Raw genomic sequence first — 19,167 nt, 5'->3', positions numbered from 1 at the left:
GGCGGCTCATCGGGCGCAGCCCCTCTTCATTGACGCCGCCGGAGAAACCCCACCAGGGATTTTCCTTGTCTCATACCGCGCTTTGCGAGATCCGGCGGCTCATCGGGCGCAGCCCTTCTTCGTTGACGCCGCCGGAGAAACCCCTCACGTTGCTTTACTCCGCTCCCTCACCCTACCGCCGCCGATTCGGCGGGGGAAGTGACGGATGTCCTGTGATCGGATGCGGGATGTCCCGGAAGATCAGGGACAAATGTCCCGGCGGAGATGGGAGAAGTAATAGGCGAGAGCCTGCGAGCGGCTCTTGACGCGAAGCTTGGTATAGATGGTGGTGAGATAATTGCGGACGGTCTTCTCGTGGAGGCGAAGCGCGCGGCCGATTTCCTTGTTGGTTTTGCCCTGCGAGACGAGCGCGAGCACCCGTTCCTCCTGCATCGACAGCGGGTCGTGCGCCGGCGCCGCCGGCGAGGCCGGAGGCTCGTCGCGCCTCTTCCGCAGGCGTTGCAGCGTCGGCGGGTCGAGGATGGATTGACCGGCGGCCACCGCCTCGATGGCCCGGATCAATCGGGTTTCGTCCACCTCCTTCAGCAAATACCCGTGAGCTTCGGCCGCCATGGTTTCCATCATCGCCTCTTCGTCTTCGTACGAGGTCAGGAACAGGATGCGGGTCCGGGGGACCGTGCGCCGGAGTTCCCGGCTGGCGACGACCCCACTGCCGTCGGGCAGCCGGATGTCCATCAGCGCGACATCCGGTTTCAGACGCCGGGCTTCCGACACCGCCGTGGCGACGGACCAGGCCTCCCCGACGACCTCGATCGTCGGGCTGCTGGTCAGGAGCGAGCGGAGCCCCACGCGGACGACCTGGTGATCGTCCACCAGCAACACGCTGATCTTGTTCTTGGCCGGCGCGGTCATCGGGCCTTCACCGGAAGACGCAGCATGATGCGCGTGCCTCCGCCGAAACGGCTCTCCACGCTCAGGTGCGCGGCCAGTTGGCCGGCCCGGGCCCGGATGTTGCGCAACCCGCGGCCGGCATGATCGCCGATGGTCCGGACGTCGAAGCCCACGCCGTCGTCTTCGATGAGCAACGTGGGCGCGCCGTGGCAGCGACGCACCGCGATCAGCCCGTGTTGCGCGCGGGCATGGCGGAGGCTGTTGCTCATGGCTTCCTTGGCGATCTGGATGAAGGACAACCGTTCCATGGGCGACAACTGGCGGGACACCCGGGGGTCCACCTGGACCTCCCACTGGATGAGCCCGGTGGCCTGCATGCCTGCGGCCAGGGATCGCATGGCCTCCCGCAGGCTGTGCCCGCGCGAGGCCTCGGGCTCCAATCCGGCAATGTAGAGGCGGAGGTCCCGGAGGACGGCGTTCAGCCCGGTGGCGGCATGGTTCAGCAGTTGCTGGGCGCGCCCTTGATCGGCGGCCAATACCTGCCGGCATTCCCCCAGGTTCAACCCGACGGCGTAGAGAGATTGAATGATGTCGTCATGCAGGTCCCGCGCGAGCCTGGCCCGCTCATCCAGGGATTGGCGGAGTTGGGCTTCGATCATCTGCCTGGCCTCTTCGGCAAGCTTGCGCCTGGTGATGTCGATCCAGAGGCCGATCAGTTGGCGGGGCCGGTTCGTTCCATCCCCCTGCCCGCTGACAGCGTCCAGAAACCAACGATAGGTTCCATCGGCGGTTCGCCACCGGTATTCCACGATGCCGGCGTCCCCCCGGCGAGCCGCTTGGAAGACCTGTCGCACCCTGATGCGGTCCTTGGCGTGGACGCGGGACAGCCAGAGTCCGGGTTTGCGAAGAAAGTCGTTCGTCGCGAAACCGGTCATCCGCGCGACCGTCTCGCTGATCCAGGTCTTGGAAAAGCGGCCCAGCGGCCTCGCGGCATACACGACGATCGGCAGGGGCCCGCGGAGCGCGGCATCGTAGAGGGCGTCGGCCTGGGGCGGGACGGCTTGGCCGCATCGACGGGCGGCACCGGCCTCCGGGGAGGACGGGCGAGGCCGCCGCCCGGCGGACCTTCCTCTGTGACGCCTGCGAGGCACGCCGATTACGCGGTTCCACCGCCGGCATCCGAAGCGGACGCCCGCTGTTGGCTTCGGAGTTTCAGCACGGCGATGGTCCGCGCGCTGAGCGCATACTGCTCGCCCCCTTTGAGGACGACGACTTGCCGGCGATGCCCGTGGTCCCATGACGTGTCGAGCACCGATTGCCAGCGCACGCCGCGTTTATGCGCGGGCAGGGTAAAGTCCAACGGCTCGTGATGCGCGTTCAGCAGAATCAACAGGGTATCGTCGATAAGCCGCCGGCCTTGTTCATCGGTCTCCTCGATCGCATCCCCCGCCAGACGCAGCGCGAGCGAGCGGACGAATCCCCGGTCCCAATCCTCGTCCGTCATCTCCTTGCCGTCGGGACGAAACCAGGCCAGGTCCTTGACCTCCGATCCCCGGATGTGCCGCCCCTGAAAGAATCGGCGCCGGCGCAAGACCGGATGCTGTTTGCGCAATGCGATCAGGTTGCGCGTGAATTCCAACAAGTCCCGCCTGGGTTGATCCAGTTGCCAATCGAACCAACTGATGTCGTTGTCCTGGCAATAGGCGTTGTTGTTGCCGCGTTGGGTCCGGCCGATTTCGTCGCCGCCGCACAGCATCGGGATGCCCTGCGAGAGGAACAGGATCGCCAGAAAGTTGCGCTTCTGGCGTTCGCGCAATTCCAGGATGGTCCGCCCGTTGGTCGGACCCTCCACCCCGCAGTTCCAACTTAGGTTGTCGTCGGTCCCGTCGCGATTCTGCTCGCCGTTGGCTTCATTGTGCTTGTGGTTGTAGGACACCAAATCGTGGAGCGTGAACCCGTCGTGGGCCGTGATGAAGTTCACGCTCGCGAAGGGGCGCCGGCCGCTCGCGGCATAGAGATCGCTGCTGCCCGTCAGGCGATATCCCAGCTCCGCCACCTGGCCTCCGTCGCCCTTGACGTATCGCCGGATCGTGTCCCGATATTTGCCGTTCCATTCCGCCCAGCCGACCGGGAAGTTGCCCACCTGATAGCCACCCTCGCCGAGGTCCCAGGGCTCGGCGATGAGCTTGACCTGGGAGAGGATCGGATCCTGGTGGAGAATGTCGAAGAAGGCGCTCAGCCGATCGACTTCGTGCAGCTCTCGCGCCAGGGCCGCGGCGAGATCGAATCGGAATCCGTCCACGTGCATCTCGGTCACCCAGTAGCGCAGGCTGTCCATGATCAGTTGCAGGGTCCGCGGGTGCGTGACGTTCAGCGTGTTGCCGCAGCCGGTATAGTCCATGTAATACCGTTTGTCGTCGGCGACCAACCGGTAGTAGGAGGCGTTGTCGATGCCGCGAAACGACAGCGTCGGCCCCAAATGGTTTCCTTCGGCCGTATGGTTGTAGACCACGTCCAGGATGACCTCGATCCCGGCGCTATGCAACGTCTTGACCATGGTCTTGAACTCGCGCACGTGCCGGCCACGGATGGGGGACACGGCATAGCGGATGTCCGGCGCAAAGAACCCGATCGTGTTGTAGCCCCAGTAATTGGTCAGGCCGCGGTCCGCCAGATGCTTGTCACGGACGAAATGGTGCACCGGGAGCAATTCGATGGCCGTGACGCCCAGGTTGACGAGGTGGTCGATGATGGCGGGAGTGGTCAGGCCCGAGTAGGTGCCGCGCATATGGTCCGGGACCTCGGGATGACGGGCCGTCATCCCCTTGACATGGGCTTCATAGATAATCGTCTTCTCCCACGGCGTCTTGAGCGGGCGGTCGCCCCCCCAGGTGAAGGCGGAGTCGATCACGACGCACTTGGGCACATTGCCGGCATTGTCTCGTTCGTCAAAGGCCAGGTCCGCGTCCGGGTGCCCGATCGGATACCCGAACATCGCGTCCGACCACTCGATGAGGCCGGCGATGGATTTGGCGTAGGGGTCGATCAGCAATTTGTTGGGATTGAATCGATGGCCTTCCGCCGGCTCGTAGGGGCCCTGCACCCGGTAGCCGTAATGCTGCCCCGGCCACAATCCGGGAATATACACGTGCCAGATTTGATCGGTCCGCTCCTCGAGCCTGATCCGATGCGATTCCTGCTTGGCGCGCGGATCGTCGAACAGGCAGAGTTCCACTCCCGACGCGTTCTCGGAGAACAGCGCGAAATTCACTCCCTCTCCATCCCACGTGGCCCCAAGAGGGTAGGGTTTTCCCGGCCAAACTCTCATGAAACAGCCTCCAAGACGGCGGTTGCGGTCAGGGTCGTTGTCGATGCCTACAAGTTCTAACGGGCCGGCGGGCTGCTATGCAAGGCCTCGCCCGGGAATTCTCCGGCGCCGCTGGTGTAGGCGCGAGGCATCTGGCAGACTGCGCAAAGCAGAGTTTGAATCGGGAGAAGGGCGAGGAGAACCCTGGCAGGGTTTCTCCGGCGGCCCATGAAAGCGGAGAATGGGAACACGCACAAGGTGCTTCTCCGCCGGCTCAGTTACAAAAGCACAATGAATAGCCGGCGGTTCAAGCGTAGCTTGGTATAGAGGGGGCTACGCCCGATGAGCCGCCGGCTCTAGCAAAGCTCGGTATGGAGAAAGGCGAAAGAAAAGCCACGTGAGGTGTCTCTCCGGCGGCGCCCATGAAGAGGGGCTACGCCCGATGAGCCGCCGGCTCTAGCAAAGCTCGGTATGGAGGGTCTTATGGCCGACGATCCTACGCAGATCAAACAGCTCGATCTTAGCGCGCGCTATCTCGGCGACGACTCCACGCGGTTCCGCGTGTGGGCGCCGCGGGCCAAGGACGTGGCGGTCCGGTTGCCCGGCGCGGTTCCCAGGCTGGTACCGATGAAGCCGCAAGACTTCGGCTACTTCGAGGCGGTCGTGCCGCAGGTCCGGCCTGGCGACCGGTACCTGTATCGGCTGGACGACCGGATCGAGCGGCCGGATCCGGCCTCGCAGTTTCAACCGGAGGGGGTGCACGCCGCGTCGGCCGTCGTGGATCACTCCTCGTTTCACTGGACCGATCGAGGCTGGCGGGGGTTGCCGCTGGAGGAGCTGATCATCTACGAGCTGCACGTCGGCACCTTTACTCAGGCCGGCACCTTCGAGGCCGTGATTCCACTGTTGGACTATCTCAAGCAGGAGGTGGGGATCACGGCGATCGAGCTGATGCCGGTCGCGCAATTTCCGGGACGCCGGAATTGGGGGTACGACGGCGTCTATCCCTACGCGCCGCAATCGTCCTATGGCGGGCCGCAGGGGCTCAAGCGGCTCGTCGATGCCTGTCATGCCAAGGGCCTCGCGGTGATCCTTGATGTCGTGTACAACCATCTCGGGCCGGAGGGCAACTATCTCGGCGAGTTCGGTCCCTACTTCACGGATCATTACCGGACGCCTTGGGGCTCGGCCATCAATTACGACGGTCCGGACAGCGATGGGGTTCGCCACTATGTCGTCAGCAACGCGCTCTACTGGACGACCGACTTCCATATCGATGCGCTCCGGCTGGACGCGATTCACGGGATCTATGATTTCGGCGCCCAACATATCCTGGACGAGATCGGCGCGGCCGTGCATGACCAGGCGGCCAGGCTGGGCCGCCGCATCCTGGTGATTGCCGAAAGCTCGCTGAACGATGTCCGAATCATTTCACCCCGGGATCAGGGGGGCTACGGGTTGGATGCCCAGTGGAACGACGACTTTCACCATGCGCTCCGGACGAGCCTGGTGAGCGAGCGGGCCGGCTATTATGAGGATTTCCACGGGTTGCCGGATCTGGCGACGGCGTGGCAGGACGGGTTCGTCTATGCCGGGCAATATTCGCGGTTTCGGCGGCGGCGGCACGGCAATGCCTCCCGCGGGCGTCCTCCCGTGCAGTTCGTCGTCTTCGCGCAGAATCACGACCAGATCGGCAACCGCGCGTTGGGCGATCGTCTCTCCACGTTGGCGCCGTTCGACGCGCTCAAGGTCGCCGCGGCCTCCGTCCTGTTGAGCCCCAGCGTGCCGTTGCTGTTCATGGGCGAAGAATATGGGGAGACCGCGCCGTTCCAATACTTCATCGAGCACGGCGATCCGCAATTGGTCGAAGCGGTGCGCCGCGGGAGGCGGGAAGAGTTCGCCTCGTTCGGCTGGCGGGAGGACTTGCCCGATCCGCAGGACGTCGCCACGTTCGACCGGTCGCGCCTGCGGATGGAGACGCGCGCGCAGGGGCGTCAAGCGGAACTGCTGCGCTGGACCAAAACGCTGATCGACCTGAGAAAGCGCGTCCCGTCGTTGGGAGCGGCGGTTTCGGACCGGCATCGGCATCAGGTCCGGCTATTCGCGTCCTCCCAGGTGCTCGCGGTCCATCGATATGGCGAGGGGGAACGGTCAGCGCTGATCCTGCTGGGGTTCAGTCCGAGGCCGGTGTCGCTCGCGCTCCACGAGCCGGCCGGGTTGTGGAAGCTGTTCCTGGAATCGACGAGCGCTGAATCAGGTGGATCAGGAGAGCACCGGCTTCCGGCTGAGATCCGGATCACGGCAGGGGGGGCAACCCTCAGCCTGCCGGCCTATGGGGTCGGCGTCTTCCTGTCCGAGGGCACGTCGTGAGCGGAAAGTCTGTCTGACGGCAACCGGGCTGACGGCAACCGGGGCCGGTCATGCCGCCGGCGCGACCGGCCGGTTCCGAGAAAGGGAGGGCATTCATGGGAGAGTCGTTCTGGGCGCGCTTCTTCGAACGATCGTTGGATTGGTTGGCGACGTCGGGACTCCGGATCGTCGTCATCAGCGTGGTCCTCATGGTGGCCCTGAGCCTGGTCAAACGCCTGACGGCGAGGTTCCGGCGTTTGTATGAGGGAAGGCTGCCTGGTCCGTCGGAAATCAAACGCGCGGACACGCTCGCGAGCGTGGTGCGCGACGTGGCGCGGATCGTCGCCATGGCCGTCGGCGGCATGATGATCCTGTCGGAGGTGGGGGTGGATCTCAAGCCCCTCTTGGCCGCGGCCGGCTTGGGCGGCTTGGCCATCGGGTTCGGCGCCCAGAGTTTGGTCAAGGATGTGATTTCCGGGTTCTTCATTCTCTTGGAGGACTCGGTCCGGGTGGGGGACGTCGTCGAGATCGCCGGCGTCGGCGGGCTGGTCGAAGAGGTCAAGCTGCGGACCATCACCCTGCGCGACCTTTCGGGGAACGTTCATGTCGTGCCGAACGGAGCCGTGGACAAGGTCAAGAACATGACAAAAGGCTATTCGTTCTATTTGTTTGACGTGGGCGTGGCCTATCGGGAGGATGTCGATGAGGTGATGGCCGTCTTGAAGGAGATCGCCGCGGAGTTGCAAGCCGACCCGACCTATGCCGCGGACATTCTCGAACCGTTGGAGATGCTGGGGGTCGATCAATTCGCGGATTCGGCGGTCATCATCAAGTGCCGGATCAAGACCCGACCGATCCAACAGTGGCGGATCGGCCGGGAGATGAATCGACGGATCAAGAAGACCTTCGACGCGAAGGGGATTGAGATTCCGTTTCCCCACCGAACGATCTATTGGGGAGAACCCAAGAACGGCGCGCCTCCGGCCTTGTATGTTCGGGGGATGCAGGGAGCATCCGAAGGGACCGCATGAGCGACCGGGCGCGCGGTCGGGAAAGCGGCGAATTCGTCATGACGCCGAGCGACACCAGCCCGACGAGCGGCGACGGCGAGCCTGCGTGGGCCGGCTGGTCGGACGAGCAATTGCTGGATCTGCGCCTGTGCGACCTGCGTTTGGATCTTAAGCGGAGCCAAGTCCGCGAGCAGATCGATCGGCTCCACGGCGAGTTGGCCGCCCACCGGCTGGTCTTTCGGCCCCATTGCTGGCTCTCCAGCGAGTGGTTCAGCCCGGACGGCGTCCCGGGCATCGCCATTCCCTTTTACCTGGCGCACCCGCGCCTCGCCAAGCTGGAGCTGAACCAAATGCTGGAGGTCGAGGGCGGCACGCCGGAATCCTGCATGCGCATTCTCCGGCACGAGGCCGGCCATGCCATTGAAAACGCCTACCGGCTACGGCGACGCAGGGATCGCCGGCAGTTGTTCGGCAAATCCTCGACGTCTTATCCGAAGTTCTACACGCCCAAACCCTACAGCAAGAGTTTCGTGTTGCACTTGGACATGTGGTACGCCCAAAGCCATCCGGACGAGGATTTCGCGGAGACCTTCGCGGTCTGGCTCAATCCGGACTCCATGTGGCGCGAGCGCTATGCCGATTGGCCGGCCTTGAAGAAGCTCGAGTATGTGGACGGGGTGATGGGGGACCTGGCCGGCAAACCGCCGCTCGTGCGGTCGCGCCTGCAGGTCGATCCGCTCCCGCGATTGCGCAAGACCCTGCGCGACCATTATCGGGACAAGCGCCTCCGGTACGGCCTGGAGCATCCGACGTTCTATGACCGCGACCTCCGCCGGCTGTTCACTGACGCGCCGGAGGCCGCGAACAACAAGAGCGCGGCGACGTTCCTCGCGCAGGTGCGCAAGGAAGTCTGCCGCAAGGTCGCCGGCTGGACCGGCGAATATCGCTACACGATCGACCGGGTCCTGGAGGACATGATCCGGCGATGCCGGGAGCTGAATCTGCGGCTGGCCTCGCCGGAGGAACAGGCGAAGATGGATTTTGCGGTGCTGCTGACGGTCCAGACCATGAACTATCTGCACAGCGGCCGCCACCGGGTCGCGCTATGAAGAAACTCCGCGTGCTGGTCCTGGTGCATGCCGATCTGGTCCCGCCGGAATCGGTTGAGGGGGTGGATCTGTCCGACGCGGAGTGGAAGACGGAATACGATGTCGTCAGCACATTGCGGACGCTGGGGCACGAGGTGCGCCCGCTCGGCGTGAGCGACGAGCTGGCCGTGATCCGGCGGGCCGTGGACGAGTGGAAGCCGCACATCGCCTTCAACCTGCTGGAGGAGTTCAACGGGGTCGCCATTTATGACCAGAACGTGGTGTCCTATTTGGAACTGTTGCGGGTTCCCTACACGGGATGCAACCCGCGGGGGTTGATGATCGCGCGCGACAAGGCCTTGGCCAAGAAAATTCTCCATTACCATGCCGTACCCATCCCGGAGTTCTTCACCGTCCCGCCGGGCCGTACGGTCAAGCGGCCCAAGGAGCTGGCCTTTCCGCTCATCGTGAAGTCGATCTCGGAGGAGGCGTCCTTGGGCATTTCGCAGGCCTCCATCGTCGAAGACGACGGAAAGTTGCAGGAACGGGTGGCGTTCATTCATCAAAGCCTGGGGACGGGGGCCCTTGTGGAGCGGTATATCGAAGGACGCGAGCTGTATGTCGGCGTGCTCGGGAATCGGCGCCTCCATACCCTGCCGGTGTGGGAGCTCTATCTCGACGGGCTCCCGGCGGACGCGAAGCGGATCGCGACGCAGCGGGTGAAATGGAGCCGCAAATATCAAAAGAAATACGGGGTGACGTCCGGAGAAGCGAAGGACCTGCCGGACGGGACGACGGAGACGGTGGGCCGTCTCGCCAAAACCGTCTATCACGTGCTGGGACTCAGCGGCTATGCCAGGATCGATTTCCGGCTCGATGCCTCGGGACAGGTATCGCTCCTGGAAGCCAACCCCACCCCGCAGATCGCTCAGGGCGAAGATTTGGCCGACTCGGCGGCGCACATGGGTCTGGCCTACCCAGCCTTGATCAAACGCATTCTGGATCTAGGCCTGCGCTGGAAGCCGGCGGCCATTCTCTCCGATCGAATCGCCAGCGGATCATTTTGACGACTTCCGGCTCCTTCGCGTCCCCAATCCCGCGTCCGGGAATCAGGTGGTCGTCGCGGGGTCCTGCACCGATTTCAGCAGGATGAGCCGGTCGCCCGCCTTCAACGTCAGGCCCCCCTGAAGCTCGGCGAGCGAAACGATCCGTCCCTCGCGGTACACCCGCACCACCAGATCCGGCGCCAAATCTGAAGCCCGTTTCCCCACTTCGCCGGGCTCGATCGGCCGTTCAATCAAATTGATCCGCCCGCCGGCGGTCAACAGATCCAAGAGATATTCCGTCAGATGCTCCTGATCCACCGCGGCCGCCAGGGCATAGCCCCCGACCGTGGCGGGGGAGATCACGGCATTGGCGCCGCCCTGCCGGAGCAGCTTGACGTTCTCCTCCTGCTTGGCGCTCGCGAGGATACGGACCGTCGGATTCATGTGCCGGGCCGTCAGCACGATCAGCACGTTGGTATCGTCCCGCCCGGCTGCGACGATCACGGCCTTCGCCTTGTCGAGCGCCACGCGGGTCAGCATGGCCTCCTGGGCCGCATCGCCGCACAACGCCGTCAAACCGGCCGAGGTCGCGAGCCGCACCCGCTCTTCGTGCTCTTCGATCACCACAATCTGCGACGCGGCTACGCCTTTCGCCAACAGCTCTTTGACGGCGGCCGAGCCGGTGTGTCCATACCCGCACACGATGATGTGGCGGTCCAAGCGCGTCTGCAACATGGCCATGCGATAGCCCTCCACATATTGCCGGATGATCAACTGATAGGCGGTCCCCAGGAACAGCAGCCATACGAAAATGCGGATCGGCGTGATCACGAGCGCGTCGATCAACCTGGCGCGGGAGGTGACGGGGACGATGTCGCCGTAGCCGACAGTCGTAATCGTGATCACGCTGAAGTAGACGACATCGACGAACGAGATCTCGCCGTCGGCCTGATCGCGCAATCCATCGCGGTCCACCCATAAGAGGGCGAGGACCGCGCAAAACAATAGGATCAGGATCGCCGCGCGCAGGAGCAAGGTGCGCCCGGGCGTCTGGTCGGAGGGCAGATAAAGAATTTGCGACGACCAGCGGGGCGGATGGGCGGCAGGAGCAAACATGCGGGCGCGAGGGTACCAAGCGGATGGCGCGAAGTCAAAATGACAGACGCCGTTGCATATGGCTGCCGTGAGCGGGCGGCCCGCGCCTTCCTCCGGGGTCGTGGACGTGTAGTACAGAATGTGACTTGACAAAAAATAGCGGCGCACCTATAAAATTGACCAGTCAGTCAATTATGGTTGGTAAGTCATTTAAACGGAGGTTCGATGATGCCGACGGCGCGGTTGATCGAAGAGGCCTGATCATCCGGCGAACCTCATCAGGCGGAACGCAGAAAGGAGAGACCCAGATGGCACAAGGGACACACACGGCAGCGGTCGGCGGAGTCATGTTTCTCGTCGGAGTGGCCGTGGGGGCCGCGGCAGGTCTGTTGTTGGCCCCCCATTCAGGAACCCGTACCCGCCGACGCATCAGGAACTTCGCGGAAGATGTAGCGGAGGATCTGGGCGAGCGGGCTGAAGAGTTTCGTGACGAGGCGCGACGAGCGGTCCATCGGGTGGCCGACCAGGGGAAGGCCTTCGTGGAGCGGGGCAAGGAGAAGCTGGGGGCCTCCTGACGGTGAGAGCAGGAGCCCCTCTACGACCCCGGCGTGCAACGCGGCGCGAGATAGCGATGGAAAGGAGGTCGGGAGATGGTGCCGACTGTGAAAATCCTCGGTCGTGTACGACGAGTCAATCTCGTCAAGACCCTGCAGGATGCGATCACCCTGCGCAGCGAGGCCTCCTGTGACCTGTGCGGAGCCAGGCGCTATTCGCTCGTGGCGCGTGCCGCTGCAGCGACCGGGACCGCTCGGCTGGTCGCCCGCTGCGCACAATGCGGCGTCGAACGATCGGTCGGGCTTTGGGAAGGCAATGCGGCGACCGTGTGAGCGGCGGCTGGTCATTCAATGCAGGCTAGGGAAAGCCCTAGCCGTTCCATGCAAGGGCGCGGCGTAAGATGAAAAATCCGCGGTGTGGAGCCGGGCGACGTGAGGAGTTCGCTCCGGCGGCATCAAGGAAGAAGGGCGTCGCCCGATGAGCCGCCGGTACAACCGGAATGAAGACAGAAACACTGGAGGTGTTTCTCCGCCGGCGACAAGGAAGAGAGGCTGCGCCTGAAGAGCCGGCGGTTCAAGCGAAGCTTGGTATGAGAAAAAGAAAATCCCTGGTGGGGTTTCTCCGGCGGCGTCAATGAAGAGGGGCTGCGCCCGATGAGCCGCCGGCTCAAGCGAAGCTTGGTATGGAGCAAGACGAAGAGAATCACGGGCGGTGTTTCTCCGGCGCCGACGGATACGATAAGACGATAAAGAGGCGCCGGGTCTAGCAAGCTTGGTATGGAGCAAGACGGGGAGAATCACGGGCGGTGTTTCTCCGCCGGCGGCAAGGAAGAGAGGCTGCGCCTGAAGAGCCGGCGGTTCAAGCGAAGCTTGGTATGGAGGGGGATGTCATGGTATGTGCCCGATGCGAGGGATGCATGGTGCGCGACGAGTTTTATGATTATTCCGATGACACCGGGCAGGGTCACTTCGACGGATGGCGGTGCATCAACTGCGGTGAGATTTATGATGCCCTCATTTTGCATCATCGAACGCGGCCGCCTCAACAACCCCATCGCAGCGAACGACGCTGGCGGGCGTGGGGACAACCAAGCCGGACGAGTCCCTGGATAGAGTTTGCCGATACCGCCTAAATCGTGATTCCGGAGAAGGAGAGGTGAACCATGTTCGGATCGTTTGGCTGGATGGAACTCCTCCTGATCTTGATCATCGTCCTGATCATTTTCGGTGCCGGCAAGCTCCCCCAGTTGGGAGAGGGGTTGGGGAAGGCGATCAAAGGGTTTAAGAAATCCGTCCACGAGGCGGAGGCGATGGATGTCACGCCGGACCGGCCCTCCGATGAGCCGGGGCCGCCGGCCGGCTCCCAGCCGCCGGGAACGGAGATCGCGAGACAAGATGGCGGGGTTGCGGGGAACGGCCTGGATGTGGCCCGTGAGGCCGGCCAGACCTCCTCACGGTCGGAACGTGCCGGGTGAGGAAAGGGTGGGTCTTGCGGCCGGGCTGGAAATCACCATTGTGTCCGGGGCGTGCATCTCGGATAATCGACAGGCTGTGACTCCGCAGATTAGGTCTCGGGACTCGTTTTCAGAAGGAGAACGATAGGCCCGTTCCGCAAAGTTGAGGAGGGAGGTGCGGGTATGGGGAAAGCAAGTGACGGGACGGGTAAAGCCGGCGCGACGTCCAAGAAGAAAACGCGGGCCGCCGCCAAACTCGTCTCATTCGAGCATTTTGCGCCGGCGGCCCGCGTCGTGGCGCTGGTCGGAGATTTCAATCAGTGGGATCCGTCCAAACATCCGATGAAGTTGGGGGCGGGCGGCCAGTGGCAGGTGGCGGTTCGGCTCAAGCCGGGAACCTACCAATACAAGTTCGTGGTGGACGGCGATCGCTGGGAGGATGACGCCGCGAATCCGAACAAGGTCGTCAACGAGCATGGCACGTCCAATTCCGTGTGCGAAGTGCCGTAAGGACCGGCTCATCCGGTTGGAGGAGGCAGAGGGGCGAGGCTCGCCCGCAGGGTAAACGAGGGCGAAAGAGGGGGGATATGTTGGAGGGAATGACTGCGGGCATGGCCGGTTCCATGACGAGAGTGGCCCGCCGAAAGGAGCGAACCAGGCGGGTGCTCATGGAAGTCGGGTTGGCGCTGTTCTATGAGAAGGGCATTTACTGGACCAAAATCGAGGACATCACCGAGCGGGCCGACGTCGGAAAGGGCACCTTTTATCAGTACTTCGATACAAAAGAAGATCTGCTGGCCGCCCTGCTGAAGCAAGGGCTCGACCACCTGTTGACTCAGGCCAAGGACTCCGCGGCCGGCGCCAAGCCCGGTGTCGCGACGCTGCACAAGATCGTAGAGAGCCGGCTGCAATTCTTTCTCAACCATCCGGAGTACCTGCTGCTGTTGCACCAGATCCGCGGCTTACTCCAGCTCAAGACCCAGGCGAGCCGGCGCCTGCGGGAGATTTACAGCGCGCACATCGATCAATTGGGAGAGGTGCTGCTGCCCGCGCTGAACGGCAAAAACAAGCGGGGCCGTTCGGCGCGCGAGTTGGCGACGGCGCTCGCGGCCTACACCTCGGGCTTGCTCACCTATCATCTGGTGCTCGACCAGGAAGGCGGGTTCAGGCAACGGGGCAGTAAGCTTGCGGCGCAGATCCAAGAGAGCTTGACGGCGTTGTTGTGAGTCGGACGACGAAAGGAATTGAGGATATGAACCACCCAGGGCGGCAGACCCGTGTGCTGGCGATGATCATGGCGGGCGGCAAAGGCGAGCGGCTGATGCCGCTGACCGAGCAGCGCAGCAAGCCGGCGGTGCCGTTCGGCGGAAAATACCGCATTGTGGATTTCGTGCTCAGCAACTTCCTCAATTCCGGCGTGATGTCGATGTATGTGCTGGTGCAATACCGATCGCAGTCGTTGATCGAGCATTTGCGCCGGGCCTGGCGGATCGGCGGGCGCATCAAACAGCACTTCATCACCGTCGTCCCGCCGCAGATGAAGGCCGGCGGAGGGTGGTACGAGGGGACGGCCGATGCCGTCTTCCACAATCTGAACCTGATCGAAGATTTCGCCCCGGACCTCGTGGCGGTGTTCGGAGCCGACCACATCTATCGCATGGACATCGGCCGGATGGTGCGGTTCCATCGGGAACGGGGCGCCGAGGTCACCGTGGCGGCGAGACCCGTGCCAGTCCATGCGGCCAAGGGGTTCGGGATCATCGAAGCCGACCGCGAGGGACGGATTCGTGGTTTCGAAGAAAAGCCGAAGAATCCCAAGCCGATGCCGCAGGATTCCGAGCAGGCCTTCTCGTCGATGGGCAATTACATCTTCAACGCGGACGTGCTGCTGAGGGTGTTGCAGGCGGATGCGGCAAGAACGGGATCGCACGACTTCGGCCGCGACATTATCCCGTCCCTGATCGGGCATACCAGCCTGGTCGCCTACAACTTCATGGACGACGAAGTCCCCGGGCTCAAGCCCTACGAAGAACGGGGTTACTGGCGCGACGTGGGCACGCTCGACGCCTATTGGCAGGCCCATATGGACATTCTGGGCGAATGTCCCATCTTCGACCTGCGGAACAGCGACTGGCCCATCCTGACCGATACCTTCGACGGGCCGACGGCCAGCTTCGCCAAGGCGCGCATCGAGGATTCGATGGTCGGGCAGGGCAGCCAGGTCATCGACGCGGAGATCCGGCGGTCCGTGATCGGGCGCAACGTGCGGATCGAGCCGGGGGCCCGCATCGACGAGTGCATCGTGCTGGACGGGACGGTCATCGGGGCCAAATCGCGGCTGCGCCGCGTCATCGTCGACCGGTTTAACGTGATTCCCGCCGCCACGGAGATCGGCGATGACGCGCGGGAAGACCGGCAACGTTACCAAGTCACCAAGTCGGGACTCGTCGTGCTTCCTCGGGGCCGGGCGGCCCGCGTTGACTTGGCTCCCACGGGACGGTAGAGCACACGGGAGGGGCGTGTTTGTGGCACCGGCAAGATTTCCGCTTTCCACCTATCGCGTCCAGTTCAACACCGCCTTTCCCTTCGTCGAGGCGACGAAGCTCATCCCCTATTGGCATGGGTTGGGCATCACGGATTGCTACTCGTCTCCCTACTTCAAGGCCGTGCCGGGCAGCCCGCACGGGTACGACGTCGTCGATCCCACGGCGCTGAACCCCGAAGTCGGGACCCCTGAGGAGTACGAGGCGTTCGTGAAGGCCCTGCAGGCCTCCGGCATGGGGCAGCTCCTCGACGTCGTGCCCAATCACATGGGGATCGGGCGGATGGTGAATACCTGGTGGGCCGACGTCCTGGAAAACGGCCCCAGTTCCCCCTATTCCATCTTTTTCGACATCGATTGGGATCCCGTCAAACGCGAGCTGCACGACAAGGTGCTGCTCCCGATCTTGGGGGACCTCTATGGGCATGTCCTCGAAAACCAGGAGATCACGCTCGAGTACGAGGAGGGGGCCTTCTTCGTGCGCTACTACGATCACCGCCTGCCGCTGTCGCCCCGGTCCGGCGCCAAGGTCCTGGCCTACCGGCTCGACCGGCTGATCCAATGCGTGGGGCGCGGTCATGCTCCGATCGAGGAGCTACAAAGCATTATTACCGGACTCGGACACCTCCCGCCCCGCCACGAGCGTGATCCCGCCAGGGTGGAGGAGCGGTACCGCGAAAAAGCCATTCTGCGGAAGCGGCTGGCGGCGGTGGTCCGGGACAGCGCGGTCGTCGGCGCCTTCATCACGGACAATGTGGCGCTGTTCAACGGGACCAAGGGTGATCCCCGCAGCTTCGATCTGCTTGATGATCTTCTGGACGCCCAGGTCTACAGGTTGGCCTACTGGCGCGTGGCGTCGGAGGAAATCAACTACCGGCGGTTTTTCGACGTCAACGAGCTGGCGGCGATCCGGGTCGAAGATCCGGTGGTGTTTCAGGAAGTCCATCGGCTGGTATTCCGGCTGCTCAAAGAAGGGGCGGTGACCGGCTTGCGGATCGACCACGTGGACGGCCTTTACAGTCCCAGCGAGTATCTCACCCAGTTGCAGGCCTGGGCCCGCCGTGAAATGGCGCCCTCAGAGGAGAAGGACCGGCCGCTGTATCTGATCGTGGAAAAGATTCTCGGCAAGGACGAGCCGCTGCCCGAGACCTGGCCGGTGTACGGCACTAGCGGGTACGATTTTATGAACCTGGTCAACGGCCTGTTCGTGGACCAATCGAGCGAGCGGCGGATGACGGACCTCTATGCCCGGTTCATCCATAAACGGCTCGTCTATCAGGATGTCGTGTATGAATCGAAGAAGCTGATCATGCAGGCCGCGATGTCGAGCGAGCTCAACGTGCTCGGCCATTACCTCAACCGGCTGTCGGAACGGGACCGGCGATCCCGCGATTTCACCCTGAACAGCCTGACCCATGCGATCCGGGAGATCGTCGCCTGCTTTCCCGTGTACCGGACCTATGTGACGGCGGGAGCCGGCGGGGTGTTGGACCGGGACCGGGCCTTCATCCGGCTGGCCGTGGCGAGGGCGAAGCGGCGGAACCCGGCGCTGAGCGGGCTGGTCTTTGATTTCGTCAGGGATCTGCTGCTGAAGCAGCGGGACGCCCGCACCGAAGAGGACGAGCGGCTCCAGCAGCAGTTCGTCATGAAGTTTCAGCAGATCACCAGCCCCGTCACGGCGAAGGGGGTGGAGGATACGGCGTTTTACATATACAACCGGCTGGTGTCGCTGAACGAGGTCGGCGGCGATCCCGAGCAATTCGGCCTGTCCGTGGAGGCGTTTCATCGCGCCATGCAGGAACGGCAGGCCCGCTGGCCGTTGGCGCTCTCGGCCACCTCGACGCACGATACCAAGCGGAGCGAGGACGTGCGGGCCCGCATCAACGTGCTGTCCGAGCTGCCCCAGGAATGGCGGTCCCACATTCTCCACTGGGCGAAGTTGAACAAACGGTTCAAGACGGAGGTGGAGGGAGACGAAGCGCCGGACCGGAACGAGGAATATCTGTTGTATCAGACCTTGATCGGAGCCTGGCCGTTTGAAGAGCTGGACGCCATGGGGTTCCGCTCTTTCCAAGCGCGCATTCAACAATATCTGGCCAAGGCGCTCAAGGAAGCCAAGGTCCACACCAGTTGGGTGAACCCGAACCCGGCCTATGAGGAGGCGGTTGCGAACTTCATCGACCGGATTTTGGATCAGTCGAGGGCCAATCCGTTTCTCCAGAATTTTCTCCCCTTCCAGCGGCGGATCGCCGCCTACGGCCTCTGGAACTCCTTGGCTCAACTGGTGCTAAAGTTGACGGCTCCCGGCGTGCCGGACTTCTACCAAGGCACCGAGCTGTGGAATTTCAGCCTCGTCGATCCTGACAACCGCCGGCCGGTGGATTTTTCGGCGCGCCGGCGGTTGCTGGAGGAGCTGCAACAGGCCTGCGCTTCGTCGCCGGAACGCACGGCGTTGGTGCGGCACCTGCTCGAGCATCGGACGGACGGCCGGCTGAAATTCTACGCGCTGTTCTCGTTGCTGACCTATCGCCGGTCCCGGCCGGAGCTGTTCTCCAACGGCACCTACGTGCCGCTGGGCATCGTCGGGGAGCGAAAGGACCAGGCCTGCGCGTTTGCGCGTCTGGAACAGGATCAGGCCGTCGTGGTCGCGGTGCCCCGGCTGGTGACTCGGCTTTGCGCCGACGCCAACCGACCTCCGATCGGACCGGAGATCTGGGGCGAGTCCTGGATGACGGTGCCCTCCTGGAACGCCAGGACGCACTACCGCAATCTGCTGACGGGCGAGAATCTCGCTCCGTCCTTGGCGGAGGGACGCCACGTGTTGAGGCTCGGGGATGTCTTCCGAGAGTTGCCCGTCGCGGTGCTGGAGAGGCTCACATGACCGGCCGGCCGCCCGCCTATCAGAACGACGTTTCGAGCGGCATCCGCTCCGGGCCGGCCCTGCTGGACCATCGCGACTCGTGGTTGGGCGCCGAGGCGGGCGTGCGGTCGCAGCCGGGCTGGTCTCCAAGGCCGGAACCCAAGCGGATCAGCCGGCGCCGGTGGAAGCTGGTGCTCAGCGGGATGTTTGCCGCGGGGGTGGCAATCGGCTGCCTCGTGGGAATGGCGATCGGATGGGGGCGCGGGGCCGTGGACTCGCGCCCACGCCATCAGGGCAAGGGATCATGATGGAACCGACAGCGGTTTCTCCGTTCACCTTCATCGGCTGCAGCGAGCTGCAGGAGAGCCTCGGGCAGCAGGCGGACGACGAGAAGGAGCTGGCCGAGATGCTCGAAGAGGTCCCGCTGGATTCCGTGCACTTCCACACGCACAGCTACTTTCTGCGGCATCGATTCATCGAACGGGTCTACCCGAACGATTTCGCGCAGTGGGTCGTGACGCAGGTGGGGGACCACATCCTGGGGGAAAAACTGGCGGTGGTCGATCCGTTCGACTATCCCAATATGGAAGACCTCCGTGAGGAGATCATCTCGATCATCGACGACCATCTGTCCCGGACGCCCATCGTCCCGCGGGTCGTCTTTGGTCGGCCCTTTTACTTCCATCGCTCGCGCATCCTGGAGGTGCCGACCGGAGTGGAAGCCCGCACATTGGGGGAGTTTCGGCGGGCCGTCTCGGAGATCGACGTGAGCGCGATTTACTTTCATATGTTCGAGGCGCATTTCCGCCTCCACCGAGAGGAAAGCGATTTTTCCGCCTGGATTCGCACCGGGCTGGGGCTGCCGGACCTGGCGGACCGCATTCGCGCGATCAATCCGTATCTGGGCAGCCTGGAGCGGCTGCGGTCCAGCCTATTGACCGCCTGCGACGGCTACGTAGCACGAGGGTGAA

At 63.6% G+C, this 19,167-nt stretch carries 17 protein-coding genes; 13 read left to right on the top strand and 4 right to left on the bottom strand.

Annotation, left to right across the window (positions count from 1 at the left end):
* Positions 1-240 precede the first annotated feature (240 nt).
* Genes QWI75_RS20465 through glgX form a run of 3 tightly spaced genes read right to left on the bottom strand, consistent with a single transcriptional unit; the run spans position 241 to position 4,219 of the window.
* Positions 241-912 (bottom strand): response regulator transcription factor, encoded by a 672-nt coding sequence (locus QWI75_RS20465; RefSeq protein WP_289271222.1) that lies wholly within the window; start codon positions 910-912, stop codon positions 241-243.
* A complete protein-coding gene (locus tag QWI75_RS20460; protein WP_289271221.1) occupies positions 909-2,042 on the bottom strand; it encodes a sensor histidine kinase in 1,134 nt (377 codons plus the stop codon). The genes QWI75_RS20465 and QWI75_RS20460 overlap by 4 nt, the downstream gene beginning before the upstream one ends.
* Before the next feature lie 5 nt (positions 2,043-2,047).
* Positions 2,048-4,219, bottom strand: a complete 2,172-nt coding sequence (gene glgX / locus QWI75_RS20455; protein WP_289271220.1) for a glycogen debranching protein GlgX — start codon at positions 4,217-4,219, stop codon at positions 2,048-2,050.
* 462 nt (positions 4,220-4,681) lie between these two features.
* Between glgX and treZ the strand changes: the two genes are divergently transcribed.
* The 4 genes from treZ (at position 4,682) to QWI75_RS20435 (ending at position 9,712) form a co-directional block, all read left to right on the top strand.
* The gene (gene treZ, locus QWI75_RS20450) at positions 4,682-6,568 is read left to right on the top strand and encodes a malto-oligosyltrehalose trehalohydrolase (protein WP_289271219.1); all 1,887 of its coding nucleotides are present in this window, start codon (positions 4,682-4,684) and stop codon (positions 6,566-6,568) included.
* A 95-nt stretch (positions 6,569-6,663) separates the two neighbouring features.
* A complete protein-coding gene (locus QWI75_RS20445) occupies positions 6,664-7,578 on the top strand; it encodes a mechanosensitive ion channel family protein (RefSeq protein WP_289271218.1) in 915 nt (304 codons plus the stop codon).
* A 38-nt stretch (positions 7,579-7,616) separates the two neighbouring features.
* Positions 7,617-8,666 (top strand): putative zinc-binding metallopeptidase, encoded by a 1,050-nt coding sequence (locus QWI75_RS20440; RefSeq protein WP_370693655.1) that lies wholly within the window; start codon positions 7,617-7,619, stop codon positions 8,664-8,666.
* Positions 8,663-9,712, top strand: coding sequence for a D-alanine--D-alanine ligase family protein (locus QWI75_RS20435; RefSeq protein WP_289271216.1), 1,050 nt, complete (start codon positions 8,663-8,665; stop codon positions 9,710-9,712). Before QWI75_RS20440 ends, QWI75_RS20435 begins: the two co-directional genes overlap by 4 nt.
* Positions 9,713-9,754: 42 nt before the next feature.
* Here QWI75_RS20435 and QWI75_RS20430 read toward each other — a convergent pair whose 3' ends face one another.
* Positions 9,755-10,807, bottom strand: coding sequence for a potassium channel family protein (locus tag QWI75_RS20430; protein WP_289271215.1), 1,053 nt, complete (start codon positions 10,805-10,807; stop codon positions 9,755-9,757).
* Between the two features lie 287 nt (positions 10,808-11,094).
* Here QWI75_RS20430 and QWI75_RS20425 point away from each other — a divergent pair, with 287 nt between their 5' ends.
* From QWI75_RS20425 to QWI75_RS20385, 9 genes are all read left to right on the top strand, one after another.
* Complete coding sequence (locus QWI75_RS20425) at positions 11,095-11,361, top strand: YtxH domain-containing protein (RefSeq protein ID WP_289271214.1); 267 nt, start codon at positions 11,095-11,097, stop codon at positions 11,359-11,361.
* A 75-nt stretch (positions 11,362-11,436) separates the two neighbouring features.
* On the top strand, positions 11,437-11,673 hold the full coding sequence (locus QWI75_RS20420; protein ID WP_289271213.1) for a hypothetical protein: 237 nt from the start codon (positions 11,437-11,439) through the stop codon (positions 11,671-11,673).
* An 830-nt stretch (positions 11,674-12,503) separates the two neighbouring features.
* Positions 12,504-12,815, top strand: a complete 312-nt coding sequence (gene tatA, locus QWI75_RS20415) for a twin-arginine translocase TatA/TatE family subunit (RefSeq protein WP_289271212.1) — start codon at positions 12,504-12,506, stop codon at positions 12,813-12,815.
* 162 nt (positions 12,816-12,977) lie between these two features.
* Complete coding sequence (locus QWI75_RS20410; protein WP_289271211.1) at positions 12,978-13,304, top strand: isoamylase early set domain-containing protein; 327 nt, start codon at positions 12,978-12,980, stop codon at positions 13,302-13,304.
* A 77-nt stretch (positions 13,305-13,381) separates the two neighbouring features.
* On the top strand, positions 13,382-14,020 hold the full coding sequence (locus tag QWI75_RS20405; RefSeq protein ID WP_289271210.1) for a TetR/AcrR family transcriptional regulator: 639 nt from the start codon (positions 13,382-13,384) through the stop codon (positions 14,018-14,020).
* A 26-nt stretch (positions 14,021-14,046) separates the two neighbouring features.
* Positions 14,047-15,297, top strand: coding sequence for a glucose-1-phosphate adenylyltransferase (glgC, locus tag QWI75_RS20400; protein WP_289271209.1), 1,251 nt, complete (start codon positions 14,047-14,049; stop codon positions 15,295-15,297).
* Between the two features lie 22 nt (positions 15,298-15,319).
* Complete coding sequence (treY, locus tag QWI75_RS20395; RefSeq protein ID WP_289271208.1) at positions 15,320-18,217, top strand: malto-oligosyltrehalose synthase; 2,898 nt, start codon at positions 15,320-15,322, stop codon at positions 18,215-18,217.
* Positions 18,214-18,504: a hypothetical protein gene (locus QWI75_RS20390; RefSeq protein ID WP_289271207.1), complete on the top strand. Its 291-nt coding sequence runs from the start codon at positions 18,214-18,216 to the stop codon at positions 18,502-18,504. Before treY ends, QWI75_RS20390 begins: the two co-directional genes overlap by 4 nt.
* The gene (locus QWI75_RS20385) at positions 18,501-19,166 is read left to right on the top strand and encodes a DUF5752 family protein (protein WP_289271206.1); all 666 of its coding nucleotides are present in this window, start codon (positions 18,501-18,503) and stop codon (positions 19,164-19,166) included. The genes QWI75_RS20390 and QWI75_RS20385 overlap by 4 nt, the downstream gene beginning before the upstream one ends.
* Position 19,167: the final 1 nt, after the last annotated feature.

It is taken from the genome of Nitrospira tepida (assembly GCF_947241125.1).
Lineage (GTDB): Bacteria > Nitrospirota > Nitrospiria > Nitrospirales > Nitrospiraceae > Nitrospira_G > Nitrospira_G tepida.
Note: the sequence above shows the minus strand (reverse complement) of the source record. Positions and strands in the feature narration are given on the sequence as shown.

Excerpts from the sequence above, each read along its gene's own strand:
- QWI75_RS20465 (WP_289271222.1), bottom strand. The coding sequence starts at position 912 with ATGACCGCGCCGGCCAAGAACAAGATCAGCGTGTTGCTGGTGGACGAT.
- glgX (WP_289271220.1), bottom strand. The coding sequence starts at position 4,219 with ATGAGAGTTTGGCCGGGAAAACCCTACCCTCTTGGGGCCACGTGGGAT.
- treZ (WP_289271219.1), top strand. The coding sequence starts at position 4,682 with ATGGCCGACGATCCTACGCAGATCAAACAGCTCGATCTTAGCGCGCGC.
- QWI75_RS20445 (WP_289271218.1), top strand. The coding sequence starts at position 6,664 with ATGGGAGAGTCGTTCTGGGCGCGCTTCTTCGAACGATCGTTGGATTGG.
- QWI75_RS20440 (WP_370693655.1), top strand. The coding sequence starts at position 7,617 with ATGACGCCGAGCGACACCAGCCCGACGAGCGGCGACGGCGAGCCTGCG.
- QWI75_RS20435 (WP_289271216.1), top strand. The coding sequence starts at position 8,663 with ATGAAGAAACTCCGCGTGCTGGTCCTGGTGCATGCCGATCTGGTCCCG.
- QWI75_RS20430 (WP_289271215.1), bottom strand. The coding sequence starts at position 10,807 with ATGTTTGCTCCTGCCGCCCATCCGCCCCGCTGGTCGTCGCAAATTCTT.
- QWI75_RS20425 (WP_289271214.1), top strand. The coding sequence starts at position 11,095 with ATGGCACAAGGGACACACACGGCAGCGGTCGGCGGAGTCATGTTTCTC.
- QWI75_RS20420 (WP_289271213.1), top strand. The coding sequence starts at position 11,437 with ATGGTGCCGACTGTGAAAATCCTCGGTCGTGTACGACGAGTCAATCTC.
- tatA (WP_289271212.1), top strand. The coding sequence starts at position 12,504 with ATGTTCGGATCGTTTGGCTGGATGGAACTCCTCCTGATCTTGATCATC.
- QWI75_RS20410 (WP_289271211.1), top strand. The coding sequence starts at position 12,978 with ATGGGGAAAGCAAGTGACGGGACGGGTAAAGCCGGCGCGACGTCCAAG.
- QWI75_RS20405 (WP_289271210.1), top strand. The coding sequence starts at position 13,382 with ATGTTGGAGGGAATGACTGCGGGCATGGCCGGTTCCATGACGAGAGTG.
- glgC (WP_289271209.1), top strand. The coding sequence starts at position 14,047 with ATGAACCACCCAGGGCGGCAGACCCGTGTGCTGGCGATGATCATGGCG.
- QWI75_RS20390 (WP_289271207.1), top strand. The coding sequence starts at position 18,214 with ATGACCGGCCGGCCGCCCGCCTATCAGAACGACGTTTCGAGCGGCATC.
- QWI75_RS20385 (WP_289271206.1), top strand. The coding sequence starts at position 18,501 with ATGATGGAACCGACAGCGGTTTCTCCGTTCACCTTCATCGGCTGCAGC.